This is a genomic window from Halorubrum tebenquichense DSM 14210 (assembly GCF_000337415.1).
In the GTDB taxonomy this organism is placed as follows: Archaea; Halobacteriota; Halobacteria; order Halobacteriales; family Haloferacaceae; genus Halorubrum; species Halorubrum tebenquichense.
The window spans coordinates 1-24,367 of record NZ_AOJD01000088.1 but is presented as its reverse complement, the minus strand read 5'-3'; the positions used below and the strand labels follow the sequence as shown (position 1 = coordinate 24,367).

The 24,367-nt window shown below is 71.1% G+C and carries 26 protein-coding genes; 13 read left to right on the top strand and 13 right to left on the bottom strand.

Features of this window, described 5'->3' with window-relative positions:
* From C472_RS15930 to trpC, 4 genes are all read right to left on the bottom strand, one after another.
* Nucleotides 1-749 (bottom strand): 2-amino-3,7-dideoxy-D-threo-hept-6-ulosonate synthase (locus C472_RS15930; protein ID WP_006630895.1); only part of this gene is annotated, 749 nt, incomplete at its 3' end.
* Nucleotides 750-830: 81 nt separating this feature from the next.
* Nucleotides 831-1,676 (bottom strand): tryptophan synthase subunit alpha, encoded by an 846-nt coding sequence (gene trpA / locus C472_RS15925; RefSeq protein ID WP_006630894.1) that lies wholly within the window; start codon nucleotides 1,674-1,676, stop codon nucleotides 831-833.
* A complete protein-coding gene (gene trpB / locus C472_RS15920) occupies nucleotides 1,677-2,981 on the bottom strand; it encodes a tryptophan synthase subunit beta (protein WP_006630893.1) in 1,305 nt (434 codons plus the stop codon).
* Complete coding sequence (gene trpC / locus C472_RS15915) at nucleotides 2,978-3,796, bottom strand: indole-3-glycerol phosphate synthase (protein WP_006630892.1); 819 nt, start codon at nucleotides 3,794-3,796, stop codon at nucleotides 2,978-2,980. Before trpC ends, trpB begins: the two co-directional genes overlap by 4 nt.
* A 151-nt stretch (nucleotides 3,797-3,947) precedes the next feature.
* Between trpC and C472_RS15910 the strand changes: the two genes are divergently transcribed.
* On the top strand, nucleotides 3,948-4,418 hold the full coding sequence (locus tag C472_RS15910) for an MGMT family protein (protein WP_006630891.1): 471 nt from the start codon (nucleotides 3,948-3,950) through the stop codon (nucleotides 4,416-4,418).
* Nucleotides 4,419-4,487: 69 nt separating this feature from the next.
* Here C472_RS15910 and C472_RS15905 read toward each other — a convergent pair whose 3' ends face one another.
* Entirely contained in the window at nucleotides 4,488-4,952 is a 465-nt protein-coding gene (locus C472_RS15905) for a DUF302 domain-containing protein (RefSeq protein ID WP_006630890.1), read from the bottom strand.
* Nucleotides 4,953-5,078: 126 nt separating this feature from the next.
* Between C472_RS15905 and C472_RS15900 the strand changes: the two genes are divergently transcribed.
* The gene (locus C472_RS15900; protein ID WP_006630889.1) at nucleotides 5,079-5,597 is read left to right on the top strand and encodes a Mov34/MPN/PAD-1 family protein; all 519 of its coding nucleotides are present in this window, start codon (nucleotides 5,079-5,081) and stop codon (nucleotides 5,595-5,597) included.
* Between the two features lie 8 nt (nucleotides 5,598-5,605).
* On the opposite strand, the gene C472_RS15895 is transcribed toward C472_RS15900, so the two are convergent.
* From C472_RS15895 to cmk, 3 genes are all read right to left on the bottom strand, one after another.
* Nucleotides 5,606-6,382 (bottom strand): universal stress protein, encoded by a 777-nt coding sequence (locus C472_RS15895; RefSeq protein ID WP_049906840.1) that lies wholly within the window; start codon nucleotides 6,380-6,382, stop codon nucleotides 5,606-5,608.
* Entirely contained in the window at nucleotides 6,382-7,806 is a 1,425-nt protein-coding gene (locus tag C472_RS15890) for an APC family permease (RefSeq protein WP_006630887.1), read from the bottom strand. The genes C472_RS15895 and C472_RS15890 overlap by 1 nt, the downstream gene beginning before the upstream one ends.
* 115 nt (nucleotides 7,807-7,921) lie before the next feature.
* The gene (gene cmk, locus C472_RS15885) at nucleotides 7,922-8,536 is read right to left on the bottom strand and encodes a (d)CMP kinase (protein ID WP_006630886.1); all 615 of its coding nucleotides are present in this window, start codon (nucleotides 8,534-8,536) and stop codon (nucleotides 7,922-7,924) included.
* Nucleotides 8,537-8,709: 173 nt separating this feature from the next.
* Here cmk and C472_RS15880 point away from each other — a divergent pair, with 173 nt between their 5' ends.
* Both C472_RS15880 and C472_RS15875 read left to right on the top strand, forming a co-directional pair.
* Nucleotides 8,710-11,712 carry an ATP-dependent helicase gene (locus C472_RS15880; protein ID WP_006630885.1) on the top strand — a complete coding sequence of 1,001 codons (3,003 nt, stop codon included), beginning with the start codon at nucleotides 8,710-8,712 and terminating at the stop codon, nucleotides 11,710-11,712.
* Nucleotide 11,713: 1 nt separating this feature from the next.
* The gene (locus C472_RS15875) at nucleotides 11,714-12,511 is read left to right on the top strand and encodes a CDP-alcohol phosphatidyltransferase family protein (RefSeq protein ID WP_006630884.1); all 798 of its coding nucleotides are present in this window, start codon (nucleotides 11,714-11,716) and stop codon (nucleotides 12,509-12,511) included.
* A gap of 97 nt (nucleotides 12,512-12,608) precedes the next feature.
* Here the strand turns inward: C472_RS15875 and C472_RS15870 are convergent, their stop codons facing one another.
* The gene (locus C472_RS15870; RefSeq protein WP_006630883.1) at nucleotides 12,609-13,712 is read right to left on the bottom strand and encodes an oxidoreductase; all 1,104 of its coding nucleotides are present in this window, start codon (nucleotides 13,710-13,712) and stop codon (nucleotides 12,609-12,611) included.
* A 123-nt stretch (nucleotides 13,713-13,835) separates the two neighbouring features.
* On the bottom strand, nucleotides 13,836-14,195 hold the full coding sequence (locus C472_RS15865; protein WP_049906839.1) for a DUF7475 family protein: 360 nt from the start codon (nucleotides 14,193-14,195) through the stop codon (nucleotides 13,836-13,838).
* A 163-nt stretch (nucleotides 14,196-14,358) separates the two neighbouring features.
* On the opposite strand from C472_RS15865, the gene C472_RS15860 reads away from it, so the two are divergent.
* The 4 genes from C472_RS15860 to C472_RS15845 are packed head-to-tail and all read left to right on the top strand — an operon-like array spanning nucleotide 14,359 to nucleotide 17,745.
* Entirely contained in the window at nucleotides 14,359-15,420 is a 1,062-nt protein-coding gene (locus tag C472_RS15860) for a zinc-dependent alcohol dehydrogenase (RefSeq protein WP_006630881.1), read from the top strand.
* Entirely contained in the window at nucleotides 15,408-15,779 is a 372-nt protein-coding gene (locus C472_RS15855) for a 6-pyruvoyl trahydropterin synthase family protein (protein ID WP_006630880.1), read from the top strand. The genes C472_RS15860 and C472_RS15855 overlap by 13 nt, the downstream gene beginning before the upstream one ends.
* A gap of 5 nt (nucleotides 15,780-15,784) precedes the next feature.
* A complete protein-coding gene (locus tag C472_RS15850; RefSeq protein ID WP_006630879.1) occupies nucleotides 15,785-16,975 on the top strand; it encodes a glycosyltransferase family 4 protein in 1,191 nt (396 codons plus the stop codon).
* On the top strand, nucleotides 16,972-17,745 hold the full coding sequence (locus C472_RS15845) for a class I SAM-dependent methyltransferase (protein ID WP_006630878.1): 774 nt from the start codon (nucleotides 16,972-16,974) through the stop codon (nucleotides 17,743-17,745). The genes C472_RS15850 and C472_RS15845 overlap by 4 nt, the downstream gene beginning before the upstream one ends.
* A 28-nt stretch (nucleotides 17,746-17,773) precedes the next feature.
* Here C472_RS15845 and C472_RS15840 read toward each other — a convergent pair whose 3' ends face one another.
* Both C472_RS15840 and C472_RS15835 read right to left on the bottom strand, forming a co-directional pair.
* Nucleotides 17,774-17,962, bottom strand: coding sequence for a hypothetical protein (locus C472_RS15840; protein ID WP_006630877.1), 189 nt, complete (start codon nucleotides 17,960-17,962; stop codon nucleotides 17,774-17,776).
* A gap of 61 nt (nucleotides 17,963-18,023) precedes the next feature.
* Nucleotides 18,024-19,004, bottom strand: a complete 981-nt coding sequence (locus tag C472_RS15835) for a formyltetrahydrofolate deformylase (protein ID WP_006630876.1) — start codon at nucleotides 19,002-19,004, stop codon at nucleotides 18,024-18,026.
* A gap of 180 nt (nucleotides 19,005-19,184) precedes the next feature.
* Between C472_RS15835 and purS the strand changes: the two genes are divergently transcribed.
* Entirely contained in the window at nucleotides 19,185-19,436 is a 252-nt protein-coding gene (purS, locus tag C472_RS15830; RefSeq protein ID WP_006630875.1) for a phosphoribosylformylglycinamidine synthase subunit PurS, read from the top strand.
* Nucleotides 19,437-19,524: 88 nt separating this feature from the next.
* Entirely contained in the window at nucleotides 19,525-20,202 is a 678-nt protein-coding gene (purQ, locus tag C472_RS15825) for a phosphoribosylformylglycinamidine synthase I (protein ID WP_006630874.1), read from the top strand.
* Between the two features lie 24 nt (nucleotides 20,203-20,226).
* Here purQ and C472_RS15820 read toward each other — a convergent pair whose 3' ends face one another.
* Nucleotides 20,227-20,595 carry an SHOCT domain-containing protein gene (locus C472_RS15820; RefSeq protein WP_049906837.1) on the bottom strand — a complete coding sequence of 123 codons (369 nt, stop codon included), beginning with the start codon at nucleotides 20,593-20,595 and terminating at the stop codon, nucleotides 20,227-20,229.
* A 173-nt stretch (nucleotides 20,596-20,768) separates the two neighbouring features.
* Between C472_RS15820 and C472_RS15815 the strand changes: the two genes are divergently transcribed.
* The 3 genes from C472_RS15815 (at nucleotide 20,769) to ilvD (ending at nucleotide 24,181) form a co-directional block, all read left to right on the top strand.
* Nucleotides 20,769-21,161, top strand: coding sequence for a VOC family protein (locus tag C472_RS15815; RefSeq protein WP_006630872.1), 393 nt, complete (start codon nucleotides 20,769-20,771; stop codon nucleotides 21,159-21,161).
* A gap of 59 nt (nucleotides 21,162-21,220) precedes the next feature.
* Entirely contained in the window at nucleotides 21,221-22,303 is a 1,083-nt protein-coding gene (locus C472_RS15810; RefSeq protein WP_006630871.1) for a type I restriction enzyme HsdR N-terminal domain-containing protein, read from the top strand.
* Between the two features lie 87 nt (nucleotides 22,304-22,390).
* On the top strand, nucleotides 22,391-24,181 hold the full coding sequence (gene ilvD, locus C472_RS15805; protein WP_006630870.1) for a dihydroxy-acid dehydratase: 1,791 nt from the start codon (nucleotides 22,391-22,393) through the stop codon (nucleotides 24,179-24,181).
* Nucleotides 24,182-24,367: the final 186 nt, after the last annotated feature.

The following is a 24,367-nucleotide window of genomic DNA, read 5'->3' as shown; positions in this document are numbered from 1 at the left end:
GAGATGTGTATAAGAGACAGCGCCGAGACCGCGCGGGCGATCCCCTCGGGGTCGTCGTGCTGGAAGATCGACCGGCCCATCGACACGCCGGCGGCGTCGCCGTCCATCGCGCCGCGGACCATCTCCACCGTCTCGCGGTCCGTCCCCTTCGAGCCGCCGGCGATGACGACCGGCAGCCGGGTCGACTCCGTCACCCGCGCGAAGGAGTCGCCGTCGCCGGAGTAGCCCGTCTTCACCACGTCCGCGCCGAGTTCCTCGGCCAGCCGGACGGCGTGGCCGAGCGACTCGGGATCCGTGCTGTCGACGCCGGGCCCGCGCGCGTACGCCATCGCGAGGACGGGCAGCCCGAGCCGATCGGCGTCCGCGGTCAGCTCCGCCAGCTCCTCGATCTGGTCCGGCTCGTACTCCGAACCGACGTTGATGTGGAAGGAGACGGCGTCGGCTCCCGCGCGAACCGCGTCCTCGGCGGTGGCGGTGACCCGCTTGTCCTGTTCGTCCGGCCCGATCGTCGTCGATCCGTTGACGTGGACGATGTACCCCGCGCCGTTCTTGTTGGGGTGGACGCGCTCCGCGATCCCGCGCTGGGTGAGCACCGCGTCCGCCCCGCCGCTGGTGACGCCGTCGATCGTCGACTCGATGTCGACGAGCCCCTCGACTGCGCCCATCGTGATCCCGTGGTCCATCGGGACGATGAGGTATCGGTCGTTCGTGGAGATGCGGTCGAGTCGTGCCGAGAGTCCTGCTGTCATGGTGAGATCGGTCGTTGTGTGAGCGTGTGTCAATCGGAGGTAAGTCGGTTTCGTTCGGGGACGTATTGGTTCGTTTTCGAATCAGGCGGACTCGACGGTCCCGGTCCGCGAGCGGTGGCCGCGCTCGGCTCCCCCCTTCAGCTCCCGAGAGAGCGCCTCCAGCCGATCGGCGACCTCGGCGGTCGACAGATCCGCCGCGACCCCCTCGGCGACCACGTCGACGAGCGCCGATCCGACGATGATCCCGTCCGCGCCGCCCGCGACGATCCGCTCCGCGTGGTCGCCCGTCGAGATGCCGAACCCGACCGCCTTCGGCACGTCGTACCCGCTGAGGCGGTCGAGGCTCGCCGTCGTCTGGTCCGACACGTCGTCGCGAGCGCCCGTGGTCCCCAAGCGCGCCTGAACGTACACGTAGCCGGAGACGTTCGCCATCATGCGGTCCAGCCGGTCGCCCCGCGTCGTCGGGGCGACGATGAAGACCAGGTCCAGTCCGAACTCGTCGCACGCCTCGCGGAGCGGGTCGGCCTCCTCAGCGGGGAGGTCCGGGACGACGAGCCCCTGAATGCCGGCGGCGGCCGCGCGCTCGACGAACGGACGGGGACCCTCGCCCTTGCCGTACTGATAGATGAGGTTGTAATAGGTCATACAGACCAGGGCGGCGTCGACCTCCAGCTCCTCCGCGAACGCGAAGAAGCGGTCGGGCGTCATCCCCGCGTCGAGCGAGCGGACGAGCGCCTCCTGGATCGTCGACCCCTCCGCGATGGGCTCCGAGAAGGGGAGCCCGAGTTCGATCACGTCCGCGCCGCCGCGGTCGAGCGCCTCGACGTACGCCTTCGACGACTCGTAGTCGGGGTCGCCGACGACGAGGTACGGGACGTACGCCGGCCCGTCCGCGAACGCAGCGTCGAGCGCGTCGGAATTGGCCATCTACATTCCCCCCGTGAACATCGACATGTCGGGCGCGTTCGCCACGTCGCGCTGATCGGTCTCCTCGATGGCGGCGTCGAGGTCCTTGTCGCCGCGCCCGGAGACGTTCACGACCACGCGCTCGCCGAGGTCCTCGTGGTGCTCTTCGAGGTAGCCGAACGCGTGCGCCGTCTCCAGCGCCGGGATGATCCCCTCGGTGTTCGAGAGTCGGTGGAACCCCTCCAAGGCCGCGTCGTCGTCGACCGCGACCGGATCGACGCGCCCCTCGTCGACGAGGTACGCGAGCTCCGGCCCGACCCCGGCGTAGTCGAGTCCGGAGGACACCGAGTGGCTCTCCATGATCTGTCCGTCCGAGTCCTGGAGCAACTTCGTGCGCGCTCCGTGGAGGACGCCCTCTTCGCCGGCGAAGAGCGACGCGGAGTTGGGCGCGACGCCAGCCTCCTCGTCGACCTCCAGCGTCGAGCCGCCGGCCTCGACCGCGTGGAGCGCGACGTCCTCGTCGTCGACGAAGTGCGCGAACGTGCCCATCGTGTTCGAGCCGCCGCCCGCGCAGGCGACCACGTCGGTCGGGAGCCCGCCGGTCTTCTCTCTCGCCTGCTCGCGGGCCTCCTCGGAGATGACCGCCTGGAAGTCGCGGACCATCACCGGGAAGGGGTGCGGACCGACGATGGAGCCGATCACGTAGTGGGTGTCCTCGACCGTCTCGGCCCAGTCGCGCATCGTCTCGGAGATGGCCTCCTTCAGCGTCCCGCGGCCCGTCGTCACCGGCTTCACCTCCGAGCCGTTGAGCTTCATCCGGAACACGTTGGGGCGCTGCCGGTTGATGTCACGCTCGCCCATGTAGATCGTACAGGGCATGTCGAGGTGGGCGGCCGCCATCGCGGTCGCGGTGCCGTGCTGCCCGGCCCCGGTCTCCGCGATGATGCGCTCCTTGCCCATGTACTTCGCCAGGAGGACCTGTCCCAGCGCGTTGTTCAGCTTGTGCGCGCCGCCGTGGAGGAGGTCCTCGCGCTTGAGGTACACCTCCGTGTCGTACCGTTCCGAGAGCCGGTCGGCTCGCTGGAGCGGGGTCGGCCGCCCGCCGAAGTCCGCGAGGCGCTCGCGGAACTCGTCCATGAACCCGTCCTCGTTGTCGAGGACGTAGCGCTCGTAGGCGTCGGTCAGCTCCTCGATTGCCGGCATCAGCGCCTCCGGGACGTACTGACCGCCGTAGCGGCCGAACTTCCCGTCCTCGCGGCCGCGCTCGCGGCCGGGGCGTCGCGCCGTCTCCGTTTCCTCCGTCGTCCGCGTGTCGGTCTCGCTCATGTTGGGTGTTCCGTGGTGTCTCGGTGGTCCTCGTCGTCCGCGTCGCCGTCCGCCTCCGCCCGCACCAGTTCGCGCGTGTTCGCCTCGACGTCGCCGTCCATGATCGCGCTGCCGACGAGGAGCGCGTCCGCGCCGGCCGCGCGCATCCGGCGGGCGTCGGCCGGCGACCCGATGCCGCTTTCCGCGATCAGCGTCACCTCGTCCGGGACGTGGCGCGCCACGGACTCGAAGGTTCCGAGGTCGACGACCAGCTCCGCGAGGTCCCGGTTGTTGACGCCGACCGTCGCCGCGCCCGCGTCGACCGCGCGCTCCAGCTCCTCGCGGTCGTGGACCTCGACGAGGACCTGAAAGCCCCGGTCGCGGGCCGCCGCGAGCAGGTCCGCGAGGTCGTCCTCCACGAAGCGGGCGATCAGCAGGACGACGTCGCTCTCGACGGCGTCGAGCTGGGCCTCGTCGACGACGAAGTCCTTCCGCAGGACCGGCACGTCGACGGCGTCGCGCACGCGTTCGAGGGTGTCGACGCTCCCGCCGAAGTGGTCCGGCTCGGTGAGCACGCTCAGCGCGGCCGCGCCGCCCGCGACCATCCGCTCCGCGAGCGCGACCGGGTCGTCCTCCCTGGTCCCCTCGGTGGTCGGACTGGTCGGTTTCACCTCCGCGATGAGCGGGACGCGCCCGTCGGCCTCGGCGCGCTCGAACGCCGCGTCGAGGTCGCGGGGCGAGACCGAGACCCGCTCGCCCGGTCCCGAGCCCGCGCGTTCGTGAGCGGCGGACAGGATCGATCTGACCGCCGGTGCCAGCTCGTCTGGATCGTCCATTACTATACACTAATGTACGCATCTGTTCATAAGACTTGCGGGGGACCCGGCCGGTCGAGCCGCGGCCCCGCTCCGCCGTTCGGTCCGTCGCGTCGGTCGTTAGCCGACTGTCGGCCGATATTTTAACTGATCGACCCGTCCAATGAAGGGTATGAGCCTGTCGGGTACCTCCGGCGTGTACGCCCGGGAGTTCGACGAGATCGGCCGCACCGTTCAGGTGGGGTTCGCGGGCGGCCGCGTCATCTCGGTGTCATTCCCGGCCGAGCCGCCGGGCGACGCGGAAGACGACCACGACCTGCTGGACCGCATCGGCGCGTACGTCGGCGGCGAGCGCGACGAGTTCCCCGAGGTCGCGCTCGGGCTGACGGTGCCGACCGACCAGCGGGCGGTGCTGGAGTCCCTCCGGAGCGTGCCGTACGGCGAGGAGGTGTCGGTGAGCCGGCTCGCGCGGCTCGGCGGGTTCGACCCGAACGACGCCGACGACGTGGCGACGGTGCGGGACGCGCTGGCCGACAACCCGATCCCCCTCCTGTTGCCCGACCACCGCGTGAGCGGCGGGCCGCACGCGACGCCGGGCGACGTCCGAGCCGCGCTCCGGCGCGTCGAGGGGATCGAACGCTGACGGCGCGTCGGCTCCGTCGGGAATCCTCTACCTCCGCCTCTCGGCGCGCCGCCGCGTGCGGCGTCGGTCCTACTCGGAGCCGTGTTCCTCGATGTTCTCCCAGACGACGGTCATTAGTTCGCCCGTCTTCTCGACGAGCGCCTCCACGTCGGCCGACGACTCCGAGGGGGCGCAGCCGAGGTCGCGGATCGCCTTCGTCGCCGAGACGTGGTGGACGTGGACCCGGTCGTCGCCTTCGCGCTCGTAGACGATCGTCGTACACGGGAGCATGCCGGCGAGCGTCGGGTCGATCCCGAGGGCGTCGTACGCTATCTCCGGGTGACAGACGACGATCAGCGCCGTCCGCTCGACGTCGTCGTGACCGAGCATCCCCTCGACCATCTGGTCGAGCCGCGTGACCTGAACCGTCTCGAAGTCGGCCAGTTCGTGTTCGATCTGGACGAACGGCACCGCGTCGTCGAACGGCATGTCGAGGGTCGTGTGGAGGGCCTCCTCGGCGGTCGGTGCCGGAGACCCGGCTGCGGCGTCGCTCATACTCTCTCCTTCCGGGGTGAGGGTAAAAATACCCGTGCGGGTTCAACGACTGCCGCTACCTCCGACGGAGGGGCGGCACCCGCCGAGCGGATCGGATTTATCCGGCGGCCGCCCGTCACCCGTCGTGTGATCGAACTCCCCAGGGCGGTCTACGACGAGATCGTCTCGCGGGCGTACGCCGGGGGCGACGCGGAGGTCTGCGGCGTCCTGGCCGGCACGACCGTCGACGACGCCGGAGCTGGCGACGACGGCGGGGCTGGCGACGACGCCGAAGCTGGCGACGACGCCGACGAAGCGGGCGTCACCGGCCCGACTGCCGTCGACGAAGTGACGGTCGTCGAGCGCGCCTACGCGGCCGACAACGTCGCGGAGCGGCCGCAGATCCGGTATCGGATCGATCCGGAGGAACAGCTCGAACTGCTGGAGGCGATCGAGGCCGACGGGCTCGACGCGGTCGGCTTCTACCACTCGCACCCGGCCGGACCGACAGCACCGAGCGAGACGGACGCCGCGCGCGCGACGTGGCCGGACCGCTCGTACGTCATCTGCGCGCTGGACGGCTACCCCTTCGTCGGGTCGTGGCGCTGGCGCGCGGACCCGGAGGCGTTCGAGCGGGAGACGGTCGCCGTCCGCGGCGAGCGGTAGCCCCGCCCTCACTCCTCGCGTCCGGTCCGCGTCCCTGCGGCGGAGGCGTCGGACTCCGCGTCGCGGACCACGATGACCGGGCCGACCGAGGCGGCCGCGACCCGCTCCCCCTCGTCGCCGAACACGAGCGACCGGAACGACGGGGCGCGCTCCGCCATCACGACCGCGTCGTGTCCGGCCGCGGCGTCGATCAGCGCGTCGAACGGCGAACCGCTCTCCGCGAGTTCCGTCGTCGCCTCGACGCCCGCCTCGCGGAGCCGGTCGGCCGCCGCCTCCAGCCGCGCACGGTCCGCGTCGTCGGGCGCGGTCCCCTCCGGCGCGTCGGCCGCGGCGTCGGCCGGCGATCCGGCTCCCGCCGCGAGGAACAGCGTGACGCCGACCTCGCGGTCGCCGACGAGCCGCTCGACGAACGAGAGGACGCGGTCGACGTCGACGTCGCCCGAGAGCGACACGAGCAGCCGGTCGACGTCGCCGACCGCCCCGGTGACGGCGAAGGCGTCCGCGTCGACCTCCGCCGCGACGCGTTGGACCGTCTGCTCGCGGTCGCGGGTGAACACGAGCCGGTGGTCGGCCTCCCCCCCGGCCGCCGCGAAGTCCTCTCGCAGGTCCTCCAGCGCGGCGGTCGCGCGCTCCTCGAACTGGAGCCGGGCCTGATCCGGCGGGGTCTGCTCCGGCAGGACGTGGTAGCCGAGCAGCGTCACGTCGACGGTCCCGAGCAGCGATATCAGTCCGGGCGAGACGCTCTCCCGCTCCAGTACCGCGACGGGTACGAGTACGCGTGTCATCACAGGGCCCCCTTGAGCGACACGTCGCGGGCGTAGTAGAAATACCATCCGGCGGTGACGGCGATGACGGCGACGCCGACCGCTATCGAGAGGCGGTCCATGAACGCGATCAGCCCGAAGCTGGCGAGCGCGCCGAGGACGGGGACGACCGGACCACCGGGCACGACGAAGTCGGGGTCGTACCACTCCGGCCGGTCCCGCCGGATGGCGACGAGCGCGACGCACATCAGCCCGTACATGATCAGGTGGAGGAAGGAGGCGACCTCCGCGAGCAGCTGTACCTGCCCGGTCGCGGCGAGGACGATCACCGGCCCGCCGGCCATCCCGAGGGCGACGTGGGGCGTGCCGTACCGCAGGTTGATGCGGCTCGCCCACCGCGGGAGCAGCGCGTCCTTCGAGACGCCGTATATCGCCCGCGAGGTGCTGAGGATCGACGCGTTCGCGGACGACATCGTCGCGAGCAGCCCGCCGACGATGATCACGAGCGCCCCGGCCGGCCCGAGGAGCGCCCGGCCGACCTCGACCATCGCGGTCTCGCCGGCGGAAAGCAGCGCGTCCCGCGTGAAGATGTTCGTCGCGATGAAGATGGTCAGCACGTACAGGACCGTCACGATCAGCACCGAGCCGACCATCGCCAGCGGGAGGTTCCGGCCGGGGTCTTTCATTTCCCCGGCCACCGTGGCGACCTGCGCGAAGCCGAGGTACGAGGTGAACACGAGCGCGGCGACCGAGAGGATCGGGACCGCCTCCCAGACGTCGACGGCCTGTCCCGGCGGCGTGTCGACGGCGACGAACCCGAACGCCTCCAAGAGCCCGTACCCGAGGAAGGCGACGAGCATCGACAGCAGCAGCGCGACGATGGCGTTCTGGAGCTTCGCGGCGTTCTCGGTGCCGGTGACGTTGAGGACCGTGAACGCGACCCCCGCGAAGACGGCGATGGCGGAGACGAGCGCGTCGGTGCCGACGCCGACCGTGACCCCGACCTGCGCGAGCGCGTCGAGGGCGTAGTAGCCGAGACCGACGAGGTAGAAGGCCGTCGCGAACACGAGCCCGAGCCACAGCGACAGCCCGATCACCGTGCCGGCGAGCGTCCCGAGCCCCCGCGAGATGAAGTAGTACCCGCCGCCGCTGCGGGGCATCGCGGTCGCCAGCTCCGAGGTGGGGAGCGCGACGAGGAGCGCGATCAGCCCGCCGACCGCGAACGAGGCGCTCGCCGCCGTGCCGATCTCGCCGCCGGCCAGCCCGGGGAACACGAAGATCCCGGCCCCGATCATCGTCCCGATCCCGATCGCGAGGCCGCCCGTCAGCCCGATGGTGCGTTCGAGCTCGGCGTCCTCCGTGATCGTCGCCTCCTCGGTCTCGACGACGGCCTCCGCGACCGGCGCGTCGCCGTCGAGGTTGCGGCCGCTCGGCTCGTCTGTCATTCCTTTTGACATACGAACAGCTCCGGGATAAGTGTGGGCCGGGGGTCCGCGGCTCGGACGGTGCCCGGAGTGTTCCGGGGTGAAATCGGGACGTGTCGGGACCGCCGGGCGGCGTTCAGACCTCGAAGTCCGGGGTGTCGAACGCGCCCTCGTCGGACTCGACGTCGTACCCCTCGATGCCGGTGAGCGCCAGTTCGAGCGTCGACTCGGCGTCCCAGCGCCCCGTATTGATCACGAGGTCGTAGATCGACCGGTCGGAGAGGTCGATGCCGTAGTAGGACTTGTACCGCTGCTCCTCGATGACCTCGCGCACCTGCATCTCGGAGGTCATCTCCGCGCGGTCGGCGGTCCGGTCCGCGCGGACCTCCTCGGGCGCGTCGAGCCAGATCCGGATGTCGGCCCGGTTGCCGGCGATCCACCCCGCGAGCCGCGACTCCAGCACGAACGCCTTGTTCGCGGTCCCCCACTTCTCGGCGATCCGACGGAGCCGCTTGTCGAGCGCGCGGTCGATCTCCTCGGACTCGCCGGTCTCGGCGATGAGCTGCGAGAGGCTCATGTCGCGTTCGGCCGCGATCTCGCGGAACAGTTCGCCCCCGGAGACGTAGCCGCAGTCGAGCGCCTCCGCGATCCCCTCGACGAGCGTCGTGGCACCGCAGCCCGGCGGGCCGGAGACGGTGACGAACAGGTTCCGGTCGATCCGTCGGTCGGGCTCCGGCGAGGTACCGCTCATGCGTGTTCCGTCACGGAAGCGCGGCGGATAAACGGGTCGGTCGCGCGAATTGCCGCCGAGACCGACGGATGAGGGGTCGGTCGCGCGAATTGCCGCCGAGACCGACGGATGAGGGGTCGGTCGCGCGAACTGCCGCCGAGACCGACGCAACCGATTTCCCTTCCCGAGCCCTCGTGATCGGCGTGAGCGAGTCCACGGACCGCGACGCCGAGGCGACCGCGCGGTCCCTCCTCCGCGACGCGGTCGTCCGCGGCGCGGTCGCGGCCCCCGGCTTCGACCCGGAGACGGTCCCGATCGGCGACGCCGACGTCCTCGCCCGGCTCTCGCCGCCGGTCCGTCGCTGGTGGGTCGAGCGGTTCGGCGAGTACGTCGGCGAGAACGGCGGCTTCTTCACGCCGCCACAGCGGGAGGCAATCCCGCACGTCGACGACGGGGAGAACTGCCTCGTCGCCGCGCCGACCGGCAGCGGGAAGACGCTCGCCTCGTTCCTCGCGGTCCTCGACGACCTCTTCGCGCGCGACCGCGCCGGCGAGTTGGAGAACTCCGTCTACTGCCTGTACGTCTCGCCGCTGAAGTCGCTCGCGAACGACATCGAGCGCAACCTCCAGACCCCGCTTGAGGGGATCGGCGAGGCGATCGCTGCGGCGGAGGCGGACGGGGACGACGCGGGGGCCGAGCCCGACGCCGACGGCGACGCTGACTCCTACGACCCCGGCGTCAGGCAGGCGATCCGCCACGGCGACACCTCGAAGGCGGACCGGCAGGCGATGCTCTCGGAGACGCCCCACGTCCTCAACACCACGCCGGAGACGCTCGCGATCCTACTCAACTCGCCGAAGTTCAAGGAGAAGCTCCGCACCGTCGAGTACGTGATCGTGGACGAGATCCACTCGCTGGCCGCGAACAAGCGCGGCACGCACCTCTCGGTGTCGCTGGAGCGATTGACCGAACTGACGCGGGACGATCCGGCAGACGACCGCGAGCCGCGGGAGACCGACGGGATCACGCGGATCGGCTGCTCGGCGACGGTCGAACCACTCGACGGGATCGCCTCGTTCCTCGTCGGGCGCGACCGCGTCGACGGCGCGGTCGGCGACCCCGACGGGTTCGAGACGCGCCCGTGCGAGGTGGTCGACGCCCGGTTCTCGCGGGAGTTCGACCTCGAACTCAGGACGCCCGCCGCCGACCTGATCCACACGCCGCGGTCGGCGGTGACCGACCGCTTCTACGAGTCGCTTCACGACCTGATCGAGGGCCACGAGAACACGCTCGTGTTCACGAACTCCCGGTCCGGCGCGGAGCGAACGCTGCAAGAACTGCGGCAACGGTTCGACTACGACGAGTCGGACTCGGGCTGTCACCACGGCAGCCTCGGGGAAAGCCAGCGGACGCGCGTCGAGGAGGGGCTGAAGGCCGGCGACCTCGACGTGGTCACCACCTCGACGAGCCTCGAACTCGGCATCGACATGCCCCACCTCGATCTGGTGGTCCAGGTCGGCTCGCCGAAGTCGGTCGCGGCGCTGCTCCAGCGCGTCGGGCGGGCGGGCCACAGCCCGGGCGAGACCGTCGAGGGGCGGGTGTTCGCCCTCGACCGCGACGAGCTGATCGAGTGCGCCACGCTGCTCGCGCGCGCCGAGGACGGCTTCGTCGACCGCGTGTTCCCGCCCGAGGGGGCCTACGACGTGGCCGCCCAGCACGTGTACGGGATGGCGATAAACCGGATCCGCCCGGACCGCGAGGTCCGGGAGGTGCTGCGCCGGGCGCACCCGTACCGCGACTTCGGAGGGGACGACTACGAGCGGCTCGTGCGGTACCTCACCGCGGACTACGACGGGCTGGAGTCGAAGAACGTCTACCCGAAGGTGTGGCGCGACGCCAACGACCCGCCGGACGCCGAGCATCACCACCCGGAGTTCCCGGTCGGCGAGACCCTCGTCGGGAAGCGCGGCCGGCTGGCGCGGGTCATCTACATGACGAACGTCGGGACGATCCCCGACTCCTTCTCGTGTGACGTGTTCACGCGCGACGACGAGTGGGTCGGCACGCTCGACGAGTCGTACCTCGACACGCTGGAGTCGGGCGACGTGTTCGCGCTCGGCGGCGAGCGGTTCGCGTTCCGCTACCGCCGCGGCTCGAAGGTGTACGTCGACCGCACGAGCGAGCGCCCGACGGTCCCCTCGTGGTTCGCCGAGCGCCTCCCCCTCTCCGCCGACCTCGCCCGCGAGGTGCTGGCGTTCCAGGCCGAACTCCTCGACCGGCTGACCGGCGACGACCCGAACGCCGGTCCCGCGGCGGTCCGCGCGTGGCTCCGCGAGTTCCCTCTCGACGGGAACGCGGTCCGGGCGCTCGCCCGCATGTACGACGAGCAGGTCAAGTACGCGGGCTCGGCGGGCGTGTCGACGCCGGACCGCCTCGTGGTGGAGGAGGAACTCGACCGCAGCGAGTACAAGCGCCGGTTCTACGTCCACTCGGTCTACGGCCGGCGGTTCAACGACGGGCTCTCGCGGCTCGTCGCGAGCGCGGTCGCGAACCGGACGGACGCCAACGTGGCGGTCGCGGTCGCGGACCGCGGCTTCAGCCTCGCGCTCCCGCTGAACCGCAAGGTCGACGTGGCAGGGATCCTCGCCGACCTTGACCCGAAGACGGTCCGCGAGGACCTCCGCGGGGCCGTCGAGGGGACCGACCTGCTCCAGCGCTACTTCCGCATCAATGCCGGGCGCGCGCTCATGATACTAAAGCGATACAAGGGGTACGAGAAGTCGGCCGCCGAACAGCAGGTCTCCGCCGAGATGCTGCTGTCGTTCGCAGCCGACTTGGAGGAGTTCGCGGTGTTAGAGGAGACGTACCGCGAACTGCTGGAGGACCGCCTCGACGTCGAGGGGATCCGCGAGGTCGTCGAGCGGATCTCGGCCGGCGGTCTGGCGGTGGAACACCGCGTCGTCGACTCGCCCAGCCCGCTCGCGTTCGGGCTGGCGACGCTCGTCGACTCCGACACCGTCATCGCCGACGACGAGTCGGCCGTCCTCCGGGAGTTCCACGCCCGCGTGATGGAGGAGATCGGCGAGACGCCGCAGAGAGCCGAGGGCGAGACCGACGAAGTCGGTGGGAGCAGCGACAGAAACGCCGAGACCGCCGACCGCAACACCGAACCCCCGGCGGACCGTCGGACCGACTGAGATGGCCGGACCCGGGTCGCAGGCAGCGCCGCTCCGTCGCCTCCGCCTCCGGTTCGTCGCCGTCGCGGCGCTCGGCCTCCTCGGTCTCGCGGCGCTGTGGCGGCCGCTCGGGACGGGGTGGATCCTCGCCGCGGCCGCGCCCGGGGCGTATCTGGCGATGTACGCGTGGACGAACCTCGACGCGAACCGCCCGTCGGACGGGGGCGACCTCGACCCGCGGCTCGGTCCGGCGAACGCGATCACGCTGTTCCGCGGCTGGCTCGCCGCGGTCCTCGCGGGCGCGGCCGTCGCGCCGCCCCCGTCCCCGTGGACCCCAGTCGCGCTCTTCGCCGGCGCGGTCGGCCTCGACGCGGTCGACGGCGCGGTCGCCCGCCGCACGACCGAGACGGCCCTCGGCGCGCGCCTCGACGGGGCCACCGACGCGCTCGCCGTCCTCGTCGGCGCGGCGGTCGCCGTCGCGTCCGGGTCGCTCGCCGGGTGGTACCTCGTCGCCGGCGGCGTCTGGTACGCCTACGCCAGGTCGCTGTGGCGGCGCAGGCGGACCGGCGCGCCGGTGTACGAACTCCCCCCGAGCCGGGTCCGGCCGTTCGTCGGCACCGCGCAGTTCGCCGTCGTCGCGCTCGCGCTCCTCCCGGGCGTCGGCGGCGCTGTCGGGGGCGGAGAGGCCGTCTGGCTCACCGCGCTCGCGGGGCTCGCGCTCGCGGCGCTGCTGGGGAGTTTCGCCCGGGACTGGGCGGCCGCGACGGGTCGGCTGGGCCGCGACGATCCGGCGGTCTCGGCGGAGGGGAAGGGAAGCTAAGTCGGTCGGTAGCTGGGAACGGCGGCTGAGTCGGCCGGCGGATGGGAACGCCGCGGGTCGTGTCGCGACGCTTCGAGGGAGAGATCTCGCGGCGACGTCAGTCGTCGCCGGGGACCTCGGCGTCGCTGAGCGAGGCGTCGGGCTGGAAGACGACGCCCGGGTCGAGGTCGTCGAGCGGCTCGCCCGTCCGGACTCGGTCGGGCCAGTCGTGGTTGGCGAGTGCGCCGGTCCCGAGCGTGATCAGGTCGGAGCCGTCGGCCAGCGCGGCGCGGGCGCTCTCGGGGTCGCCGAGGCTCCCGTTGGCGATCACGGCGACGCCGTCGGCGTGGTCCGCGGCGAGTTCCGCGAGCGTCCGGTCGGTGTCCGGCACCTCGGGCGCGGTCGCGTCGCCGCCGGTGACGTGGACGTAGTCGGCACCGGCGTCGGAGAGCGCGGGGAACAGCGCGGCGGCGGTCGCCTCGCCGTCGGGCCACACGCGCTCCTGATCGACCACGGCCGCCTGCGAGGCGCGGACGCCGACGACGAACCCGTCGGGCGTGGCCTCGTCGATGGCCGCCGTCACCTCGGCGGGGAACCGCGCGCGGTCCTCCGGCGACCCGCCGTACTCGTCGTCGCGCTCGTTGACCTGCGGGTCGACGAACTCGTGGAGGAGGTAGCCGTTCGCGGCGTGGACCTCGATCCCGTCGAAGCCGGCGTCGACCGCGCGCTCCGCCGCGGCGACGAAGCCCGCCTTCACGTCGTCGAGCCCCTCGGCGTCGAGTCCGTCCGCCTCGGGGAACTCGCCCGAACCGCCGTACATCTCGGCCATCTCGCCCGGCGGGCGGTGCGAGGAGGGGGCGACGGGACCGTACCCGTAGCGGTTGCCCTGCGCCTGCGCCCCGGCGTGCATCAGCTGGGCGAAGATGGGGCTGCCCTCCTCGTGGACGGCGTCGACGACCGGCTCCCACGCCGCCGCCTGTTCGTCGGTCGCGAGGCCGGGCTGGTTGGGGTAGCCCTGGCTGTGCGTCGCGTCCGGGTGGACGCCCTCCGTGACGAGGAACGAGAAGCCGCCCCGGGCGAAGGAGGCGTAGTACCGCGCCATCCGGTCCGTCGGGTGCCCCTCGTCGGTCGCGCTCGTCCGCGTCATCGGCGCGAGACCGACGCGGTTGTCGAGGGTGTGTCCGTTCAGTTCGAACTCGTCGAAAAGGGGGTCGTCGGCCATCGCTTTTCAGTACCGGAGTCGGGAACATAAGCGGACGGCGGCTGTGCGCGTCCGGTCACACAACACGTGTGGTACCACGGCTCGCGACCGCGGGTCACGCGGGTCCGACAGCGGTCAGCGGGCTCACGACTCCCGGGACAACAGGACCGCGAGGACCGCGATCAACACGACCTGTGCGACCTTGTCGACCGCGTGGCTCGTCGGGATCGGCGGGACGTCGTTGAGGACGTACCACAGGACGATCTGTCCGGCGGTGAAGGGGATGCCGAGCGCGTACGCCAGCCGTCGACGGTAGTCGAAGACGACCGCCGCGACGCCGGCACCGAACCCGAGCGCCGCGAAGAGGAACAGGACCAGGTACGTCCCGCCGGCCCGGACGCCGAGGACGACGTGTGCGGTCGCGGTCACGGCCGCCGCCACGATTCCGACCCAGTGCAGCGGCGTCAGCGACCCGCCGTCGACGCCCGCGTTCGAGTGTGCCATGGACACGTGAAGCACGGACCCCGTCGGCTTATGTCTACTCCCGAGCGGCCGCGACGCCGGCGTCGCCGACCGACCGACGCCGCCGGGGCTTTATGTTCGATCGACCCGTGTTGTCGGTAATGTCACACGGTCGCGGTCGTCGGACGTCGAGGGGTGTCCCCCGGTGAGCGGGGGCGACGCCGGACGCGCGGTCGAGTTCGTCGGCCCGGAGCGCGTCGACGTGGTCGGCATCGACGAGCCCGACCCCGCCCCGGACGAGGCGGTCGTCGAGGCGTCAGTCTCGGCGGTCAGCGCGGGGTCGGAACTGCTCGCGTACCGCGGCGAACTCGACCCGGAAACGGTCGCCGACGAGGAGTTGCCGTCGCTGGACGGCGACCTCTCGTACCCGCTCCGGTACGGCTACGCGGTCGTCGGGCGCGTGACCGCTGTCGGCGACGCCGTCGACCCGGCGTGGCGCGACCGGACCGTCTTCGCGTTCAACCCCCACGAGAGCCGATTCGCCGTCCCGCCGGACGGGCTCCGACGGGTCCCCGACGGGATCGGCCCGGAGACCGCGACGCTGTTCGCGAACGCGGAGACCGCGGTCACCCTGACGCTCGACGCCGCCCCGCGGATCGGCGAGCGCGTCGCGGTGTTCGGGGAGGGCGTCGTGGGACTGCTCACGACCGCGCTGTTGGCGCGGAGCGGGGCCGAGACCGTCGTCGCGGTCGAGCCGAGGGAGGACCGGCGGTCGCTCGCGGCGGAGTTCGGCGCGGACGCCGTCGTCGACCCGAGCCGACACGACGGGCGGTCCAGCGCCGTCGACGCGGTCCGCGAGCGGGCCGGCGGCGGCGTCGACCTCGCGGTCGAGGTGTCCGGCCGCCCGGAGACGCTGGAGACGGCGGTCGAGACCACCCGGTTCGACGGCCGCGTCGTCGTCGGGTCGTGGTACGGCACCAAGCGCGCAGACCTCGGGTTCGGCGACCACTTCCACCGGGGGCGGGTGACCGTTCGGAGCAGCCAGGTCAGCACCATCGCGCCCGAGCTCCGCGGGCGCTGGGACCGCGAGCGCCGCCGCGAGACCGCGTGGCGCGAGCTCCGGCGGCTCGACGACGACCTCGACGTCACCGACCGACTCGTCACCGACCGCGTCCCCGTCTCCGACGCGCCGAGCGCGTACCGGCGGCTCGCGGACGGGCGGGACGCGACCCGCCAGATCCTGTTCACCTACCCATGTACGAACTGACCGTCTCCGAGACGTTCGTCGCACAGCACTTCCTCACCGTCCCGAACCCGCCGGCCGACGAGGCGACGCTCCACTCGCACACCTTCACCGCGGAGGCGACGTTCCGCGGCCCCGAACTCGGCGAGTACGGCTACCTGCTCGACATCGACCTCGCGACCGAGGCCCTCGCGGAGGCCGCCGACCGCTACCGCGACGAGACGCTCAACGAGCACCTCGACGGGAACCCGAGCGCCGAGCGGCTGGCCCGGCGGCTGTTCGACGCGCTCGCCGGCGTCGACGCCCCCGCCGCGACCGAACTGACCGTCACCGTCCGCGAGGACGACGCCGCGAGCGTCTCGTACACGGGCGCGCCGGAGTGACGGGGATGCGCGTCGCCCTCGTGCTCGCCGGCGACGTCGAGTCGGAGTCCGGCGGCTTCTACTACGACCGCCGGCTCCGCGACCGCCTCCGCGAGCGCGGCCACGCGGTCGAGGTCGTCTCGCTCCCGCGGGGCTCCTACCGGGAGCGTCTCGCACCGAACCTCCGTGCCGATCGGCTCGCGGACCGGCTGTCGGAGTTCGACGTGGTCGTCGAGGACGGGCTGGCGCACCCGTCCGTGCTGCTCGCCAACCGGTCCCTCGACGCGCCGACGGTCGCGCTCGTCCACATGATCGCGTGGCGAGCGCACGCGGCCCGAGCGCCCCGAGCGCCGGTGGGGACTGGTCGCGTCGCGTGCGTCCGCTCCGAACTCGCCCGCCGCGGAGTCACGGCGATCGAGCGCCGGTTCCTCCGCGGGGTCGACGCCGCGGTGTACAACGCGGAGACGACCCGGCGGGACGCGGCCGACCTCGGCGGGCCAGCCCGGAACGTGGTCGCGCCGCCGGCCGGCGACCGGTTCGAGTCCGGGATCTCCGAGGAGGCCGTCCGAGACCGGGCGCGGTCCGGCCCGCTGGAGGTGACGTTCCTCGGGAACGTCGTCCCCCGCAAGGGGCTCGACGCGCTCGTCGACGGCGTCGCTCGGCTCGACCGGGACGAGGTCGATTGGCGGCTGACCGTCGTCGGCGACCGGACGATCGATCCCGGGTACGTCGAGCGCGTCGAGCGCGCGGTCGCCGCGACCGGAATCGGCGACCGGGTCCGCTTCGCCGGCCGGCTCGACGACGGGGCGGTCGCGGCGCGGCTCCGCGAGAGCCACGTCCTAGCGGTTCCCTCGCGGTACGAGCCGTTCGGGATGGTGTACGCGGAGGCGATGGGGTTCGGCTGCGTCCCGGTGGCGACGACCGCGGGCGGGGCCGGCGAGTTCGTCCGCGACGGCGAGTCCGGGGCCCTCGTGTCGCCCGACGACTCCAAGGCCGTTGCTCGGGCGCTCCGAGACCTCGACGACCGCGACCGGCTGGCCGAGATGGGGGTCGCGGCGCGCCGCGACCACGAGGCGCGGCCCGGGTGGTCCGAGACGCTCGACTCCGTGGTCGATTTCCTGGCAGCGGAGGCCGGAAGCGGGGCAACCGCGGACGGGGAGCCATCCGCGAACCGCGAGACGGCCGCGAACCGCGAGACGGGGAGTGACGCCGCGTGACGGACCACGCCGCGTACCTCGACGCGAAGCGCGCGCTCGACGACCGCTCGCTGAACCGCGCGGTCCTCGACCGGTTCGCGGACGAACTCCCGCCCGAGCCGGAGATACTGGAGGTCGGTGCCGGGACGGCGACGATGGTCGAGCGCCTCGCCGAGTGGGGCGTGATCGAGGGCGGCCGGTGGGTCGCGGTCGACGCCCACGAGGAAGCGCTCGCCGCGGGCGAGGACCGACTCGGCGACGCGGTCGGCGGTGTCGACGTCGAGTACCGCGTCGCCGACGCCTTCGCGTTCGCGAGCGACGCGGCGGCCGCGGGACAGCGGTTCGACGCGGTCGTCGGGTGCGCGTTCTTCGACGTGGTCGACGCCGCGCCCGCCGTCGACGCCCTCGCCGAGGTCGCCCCCGTCGCGTACGCGCCGATCACCTACGACGGCGAGACGCGCTTCGCCCCGCCCGACCCCGACGACGACGCGGTTCTCGATCGCTATCGCCGTCACATGCGGGAGTTCCGCCCCGGCGGCCCGGAGGGCGCGGCGTCGCTGGCCCGCGCGGCGACCGTGATCGCCGAGGGACCGTCGCCGTGGGAGATCGAACCGCCGTACGAGGCGGGCGAGCGGACGGTCCTCGCGCACCTGCTCGACACCGTGGAGGAGGCGGTCGGCGAGACCGGCCTCGACGCGGGCGAGTGGGCCGACCGCCGTCGCGAGGCGCTCCGGGCGGAGCGGCTTCGCTACGAGGCGGCGAACCGAGACCTACTGGTCCGACTGGAGTGAGGCGCGGAACCGCCGGACGGATCGTCGACTACGGTCCGAGCGGCTCGGTCGGGATCGGGTCAGGGAGGCCCTCCAGGACCAGCGTCGTGTAGTGGAGGAAGACCGCGAGCGCCGCGACCGACAGCAGCAGGAGGAACAGCAGGATCATCCGCTCGTCGCTGCGGACGACCGCGGCGGTGTCAGCGAGGAACTCCGTCCGCGCGCGACGCTCGGTCATCGCTCCGTCGTTTCGGTCGCAGTCGGTTAAAGGTAGTCGATAGCGCGGCCGAGACCGGCGCTCAGTCGTCCGACGGCGACGGCCGGGACCGGGTGAGCGGCTCGCCGTCGACCGGCTCGTCGGGGTTCGCCTCGACGGCGGCCTCGGAGAGGCCCAGCTGCGCGTCGACGTCGACTTCTTCGCGGACGTGGACGGTACCGCGGTGGACCGCGATGGCGTCCGCGAGGTGGAGCCGGACCGCGTCGAGCAGCACGTCGGCCTCCAGCGGCTGCCCGCGGCGCTTGATCGCGTCGACGTCGGCGTTCGGCGGCACGTCGAAGGCGCGCTGGGCGATCACCGGGCCCTGGTCGAGGTCGGTGGTGACGTAGTGGGCGGTGACGCCCGCGATGCGGACGCCCGCGTCCTTCGCCTGCCGGTACGCCTCCGCGCCGGGGAACGCCGGCAGCAGCGAGGGGTGGACGTTGATGATCCGGCCCTCGTACCGGAAGACGACCTCCGGCGAGAGGATCCGCATGTAGCGGGCCAAGGCGATCAGGTCCACGTCGTACTCGGCCAGCAGGTCGAGCAGGCGCTCCTCGTCGGTGTTCCCGTTGCCGTCGCCCACGTCGTAGAAGGGCTTGTCGTACCGTTCCGCGAGCGACCGGAGGTCCCCGCGGTTGCCGATGACGACCGGGATCTCGGCCTCCTCGCCGTCGTCGGCGAGGTCGCCGTTGGCCTCGGCCTCCAACAACGCCTCGGGCGCGTGGGTCTCCTTCGTGACCAGCAGCGCGATCCGGCGCGCGTCGCGGTCGCTCGGGAACCGGACCTGGATGTCGACGTCGAGTTCGCGGCCGAGTTCGGCGAGCGCGCGGCGGAGTTCGCCGCGGGAGGTCTCCATCTCGGCGGTGTCGACGCGGGTCGTCATCCGGAAGACGCCCTCGCGGACCGCCTGATCGAGGTCCTCGATGTTGATTCCGCGCTCGAACAGCAGGGAGGTGACCCGCGCGATGAGTCCGGTCTTGTCTCCTCCGACGACCGTGATCTCGGTCAGTTCGCGGGTCACGCGACGATCACCTCCGCGGGTTCGAGCGGCTGCATACGTCCCCTCCAGCAGTCGGAGGGTTTTGCCCCTTTCGTTCCGCGCGGTCCCTGCCTCCCGCACGGTCGACCGATCTGTATCCACGAACGTGCGTATAAACGCGGTTCCAAAACGGTTTTTACACACGACTCCGCACCAACGGACATGACCGACTACACGGCGACGGTGACGGTCCGGCTGAAGCGGGGCGTCCTCGACCCGGAGGCCGAGACGACCCAGCAGGCCCTCGAACGGCTCGGGTTCGACCTCGACGACCTCCGCTCGGCGGACCGCTTCGAGGTCGACCTCGACGCGCCCGACGCCGACGAGGCGGCCGAGCGCGCCGGCGAGATGGCCGAGCGGCTGCTCGCGAACCCGACGATCCACGACTACGACGTGGCGGTCGCGGAGCGATGACGGCCTCGATCGTCGAGACGACGCCGACCGTCACCGGCGCGAGCGGTGCCGACGGAACCGCCGCGCCCGCCCACGCGAGGTGGGCGGCGTGACGGTCGCCGTCGTCCAGTTCGGCGGCTCGAACTGCGACCGCGACGCGGTGCGCGCGCTGGAGCACGTCGGCGTCGACGCCGAACGGGTCTGGCACGGGGACGGCCTCCCGGCGGACACAGACGGGATCGTCCTCCCCGGCGGCTTCTCCTACGGCGACTACCTGCGCGCCGGGGCGATGGCCGCCCGCGACCCGATCATGGACGAGGTGCGCGCCGCGGCCGACGAGGGCGTCCCCGTGATCGGGATCTGTAACGGCGCGCAGATCGGCTCCGAGTCCGGGCTGACGCCCGGCGCGTTCACCACCAACGCCTCCGCGCGCTTCCAGTGCGAGCCGGTCCGCCTCCGCGTCGAGCGCGCCGACACGCCGTGGACCGCGGCCTACGACGAGGGCGACGTGATCGAGGTCCCCATCGCCCACGGCGAGGGGCGCTTCGAGATCGGCGAGTCCGCCCACGCCGACCTCGTCGCCGACGACCGCGTCCTCTTCCGCTACTGCGACGCCGAGGGCAACGTCACCGACGCGGCCAACCCGAACGGCTCCACCGACAACGTCGCCGGCGTCCTCGGCGAGCGCGAGACGGTCGCCGTGCTGATGCCCCACCCCGAGCGCGCCACGCTCCCCGACCTCGGCCGCAGCACCGACGGCGCGGGAATCCTGACGGCGTTCGCCTGAACCGACTCCCGGATCGACTTCAGCTCACCGCGCTCGCGCCGCCTCACCGGCGGGCTCCGCCTCGGCGGCCCCCCTCTCGTCGACTCCGTCGCTCCCCTCGCGCTCCAGTTCGCGCTCCAGCGCCCGCTCGAACTCCGCCTCCGTGAGTTCCCCCGCCGCGTACCGCCGTTGAAGGCGCTCGACCGGGGTCTCGTCGGGGTCACTCGCGTCCGGCCCGTCATCCGTCTCGTTCGCGAGCAGCTTGATCCCGACGAGGCCCACGGCGAGCAGCGCCGAGACGGTGAACAGCGCGACCAGGGGAAAGGCGAACAGCCAACCGCCCATCCCGCCCGCCATCCCCGAGCCGGCCATCCCGCCCATCAGCGGTCCGACGGCGACGTCAAAAGCAATCATGTGCGGTAGTTACACGTCTCCGATTAAATACTCAGCGGCCGTTGGCAGGCCGCGAGACCGCGCGTAGCCGTCCCGAGTCGGCGAACCGCCGTCGGTTCGCTCGCCGACGTTGGGTGGCGAGAGTCGCGCCGCTCCCCCCACGACTTTTGCGCCCGGACGCCGAATCGACCACCGTGAACGCGCGCCACATCGACCACGTGAACCTCCGGATCCCCGCCGACGGCGTCGACGACGCCCGCGAATTCTACGGCGAGGCGCTCGGCTTCGGGATCGAGGACGCGCTGTACGCGGCCGACGAGAAGCCCTTCTTCGACGTGCGGCTCTCGGCGACCGCGGTGATCCACCTCTGGCCCACCGACGAGTTCGAACCGCCGACAAAGACGAACTACGACCACGTCGCGGTCGTCGTCGAGGAGTCGGTCGAGGCGATCGAGGCCGATCTGGCGGCGGCCGGCGTCGAGGTCGAGAAGACGCTCGACTCGCCGCTCGGCGCGACCGGCGAGGCGGGCGCGGTGTACGTCCGCGACCCGTTCGGCTATCGGGTGGAGCTGAAAGCGCGGGTGTGAGATCGAGAACGATTCGATGCTTCACTTTTAAGACGAAACGCACGCGACATATTCAGAAGATGGACGAGGAGGCGGTTTCGGACTACGTCGAACGCTCTCAGTCGCTCGTCGACTCGTCCCCGCAGATGGACGAGCAGAACACGCGATCGCGACTGATAGATCCGTTTATAAAGGACCTTCTCAGCTGGGACTTCTACTCGACCGAGATCGAGATGGAGTACTCGGTTCGGATGGGATCCTCGAAAAAGAAGGTCGACTACGCGCTGTTCGCCGACGGCTCACCGGCTCTATTTGTTGAAGCGAAAGGTTGCGACACGACAATCACAGACACGCACGCCGACCAACTGCGGAGTTACATGCGACAAGAGTGGGTCGACTGGGGGCTGCTCACGAACGGAAAAAAATTTCTCGTGTTTCGACTCCAAAAAGACGGTGACAACCCCGACGTAGAACGTCTCGGAGAAGCCGATCTCGCGGACCTTACTGTAAACGATTGGATGCTTGCCGCGCTCTCGAAGAACTCGATTCAGTCGGGTGCCTCAACAGAGATTTATCAGCGAGTGGAGCGCCGACGACAAGCTATCGCAACGTTGTCCGAGCAAAAAGACGACATCGCCGATTCTATTCGTGAAACGGTCGTGGATCGAGTGGGCGAAGTTGTTTCCCAGCCGGCGGAGTCACTCTCGAAGACGCTCGTTGACGATCTGATCGCAGAACTGGAACAGAATGAGAATGAGAGTCAAATAGACGCCAGAAGCGATGACCAACCAGCAGATCCAACGGTAGCCTCTGAACGACCGGAGGTATCCGGATCGTACGTCGTTGAAGTCACCACCCCCGCCGGATCGACGCACGTCAGTGGCGATAGCCAGTCAGATGTTATGGAAGAGACTGTAGATCATCTCATCGAAAATCACGGCCTGATAGCGGCATACGAACCACTTCCGTACGTTCCCGGGCAGAAAATTGCGCTACTGAACGACGAGCCGAACCACCCGACCGGAGACGAGATGCGAACGTACCGGAAAGTCGGTGGCGACTACTATGTTTATACGTCGTTTAATAAGAAGGATAAGAAACGCCATCTCAGCAACTTTGCGGACGCCTGCGGCGTCGATATCTCCTTCGACGGTAAGTGGTGACTTCGCCCTGTCCCGAACCCGTTCGCCCCACGGAGCAACCATCGCCCCGACGGGGCGGTTTAAGAGTCCCGAGCGACAGGGGCGAGTATGAGCGAACAGCAGCCGAGGTCCGACGACGACGAGCGGCGTCGTCGCCGGGAGGACACCGATCGATTCGCCGGCGGGAAAGACGAGGACCTGCGGAGCCGCGAAGTGACCGAGGGGCCGGACAAAGCGCCGCACCGCGCGATGTTCCGCGCGATGGGGTTCGACGACGAGGACCTCTCGTCGCCCATCGTCGGCGTCCCCAACCCGGCCGCCGACATCACCCCGTGTAACGTCCACCTCGACGACGTGGCGGACGCCGCGCTCGACGGCATCGACGCCGCGGGCGGGATGCCCATCGAGTTCGGGACGATCACCATCTCCGACGCCATCTCGATGGGGACCGAGGGGATGAAGGCGAGCCTGATCTCGCGGGAGGTGATCGCGGACTCGGTCGAACTCGTCTCCTTCGGCGAGCGCATGGACGCGCTCGTCACGGTCGCGGGCTGCGACAAGAACCTCCCCGGGATGATGATGGCCGCGATCCGCACGGACCTGCCGAGCGTCTTCCTCTACGGCGGGTCGATCATGCCCGGGCAACACGAGGGCCGCGACGTGACGATCGTCCAGGTGTTCGAGGGCGTCGGCACGTACGCGCAGGGCGACATGGACGCCGACGAGCTCGACGACTTGGAGCGGCACGCCTGCCCGGGAGCCGGCTCCTGCGGGGGGATGTACACCGCGAACACGATGGCGTCGCTCTCGGAGGCGCTCGGGCTGGCCCCGCTCGGGTCCGCCTCGCCGCCCGCCGAGGACGAGGAGCGCTACGCGGTCGCCGAGCGCGCGGGCGAACTCGTGATGGACTGTATCGAGAACGACCGCCGCCCCTCCGACATCCTCACGCGGGAGTCCTTCGAGAACGCCATCGCGGCCCAGACCGCGATGGGCGGGTCGACGAACGCGGTCCTCCACCTGCTCGCGCTCGCCGGCGAGGCGGACGTCGACCTCACGATCGAGGACTTCGACGAGATATCGCGCCGCACGCCGAAGATCGCGAACCTCCAGCCCGGCGGGAGCCGCGTGATGAACGACCTCCACGAGATCGGCGGCGTCCCCGTCGTCCTCCGCCGCCTGCTGGAGGCCGACCTGCTCCACGGTGACGCGATGACCGTCACGGGGCGGACGCTCGAAGCGGAGATAGCGGAGCTGGAGACGAACGGCGACCTCCCGGACGACGACGAGATCGAGGCCGACTTCCTCTACACCGTCGACGACCCGAAGGAGGAGGAGGGGGCGATCAAGATCCTCGACGGCAACCTCGCGCCGGACGGCTCGGTGCTGAAGGTGACCGGCGACGACGAGTTCTACCACGAGGGCCCCGCCCGCGTGTTCGAGAACGAGGAGGACGCGATGGAGTACGTCCAGTCGGGCGGGATCGAGTCCGGCGACGTGATCGTGATCCGCAACGAGGGGCCCCGCGGCGGGCCCGGCATGCGCGAGATGCTCGGCGTCACCGCCGCCGTCGTCGGCGCGGGCCACGAGGACGACGTCGCTCTCCTGACCGACGGTCGCTTCTCCGGCGGCACCCGCGGCCCCATGATCGGCCACGTCGCGCCCGAAGCGGCCGTCGGCGGCCCGATCGGACTCATCGAGGACGGCGACCACATCACCGTGGACATCCCCGAGCGCGACCTCACGGTCGACCTCTCCGACGAGGAACTGGACGAGCGCCGCGAGGACTGGGACGCGCCCGAGCCGCCCTACGATGGCGGCATCCTCGCGAAGTACGGCCGCGACTTCGCCTCCGCAGCCGACGGCGCGGTGACGAACCCGCGGCTCACGCGGGATCTGTAACCGGCCGTAAAGCCGCGAAGTCGTCGGAGCCGTTCGATTTTACTGCGGTTTGGTATCGACGATTCCGACGCTACTTTCCCATTTACACGACGGCGCGCGCCTCCGAGGCCGCATCGCGGCCGAGGAGCGCCGCGCGAGGGAGTCGGTGGTCCGGAGCGAAGCGGAGGACCACCGACGAGGCTGGGG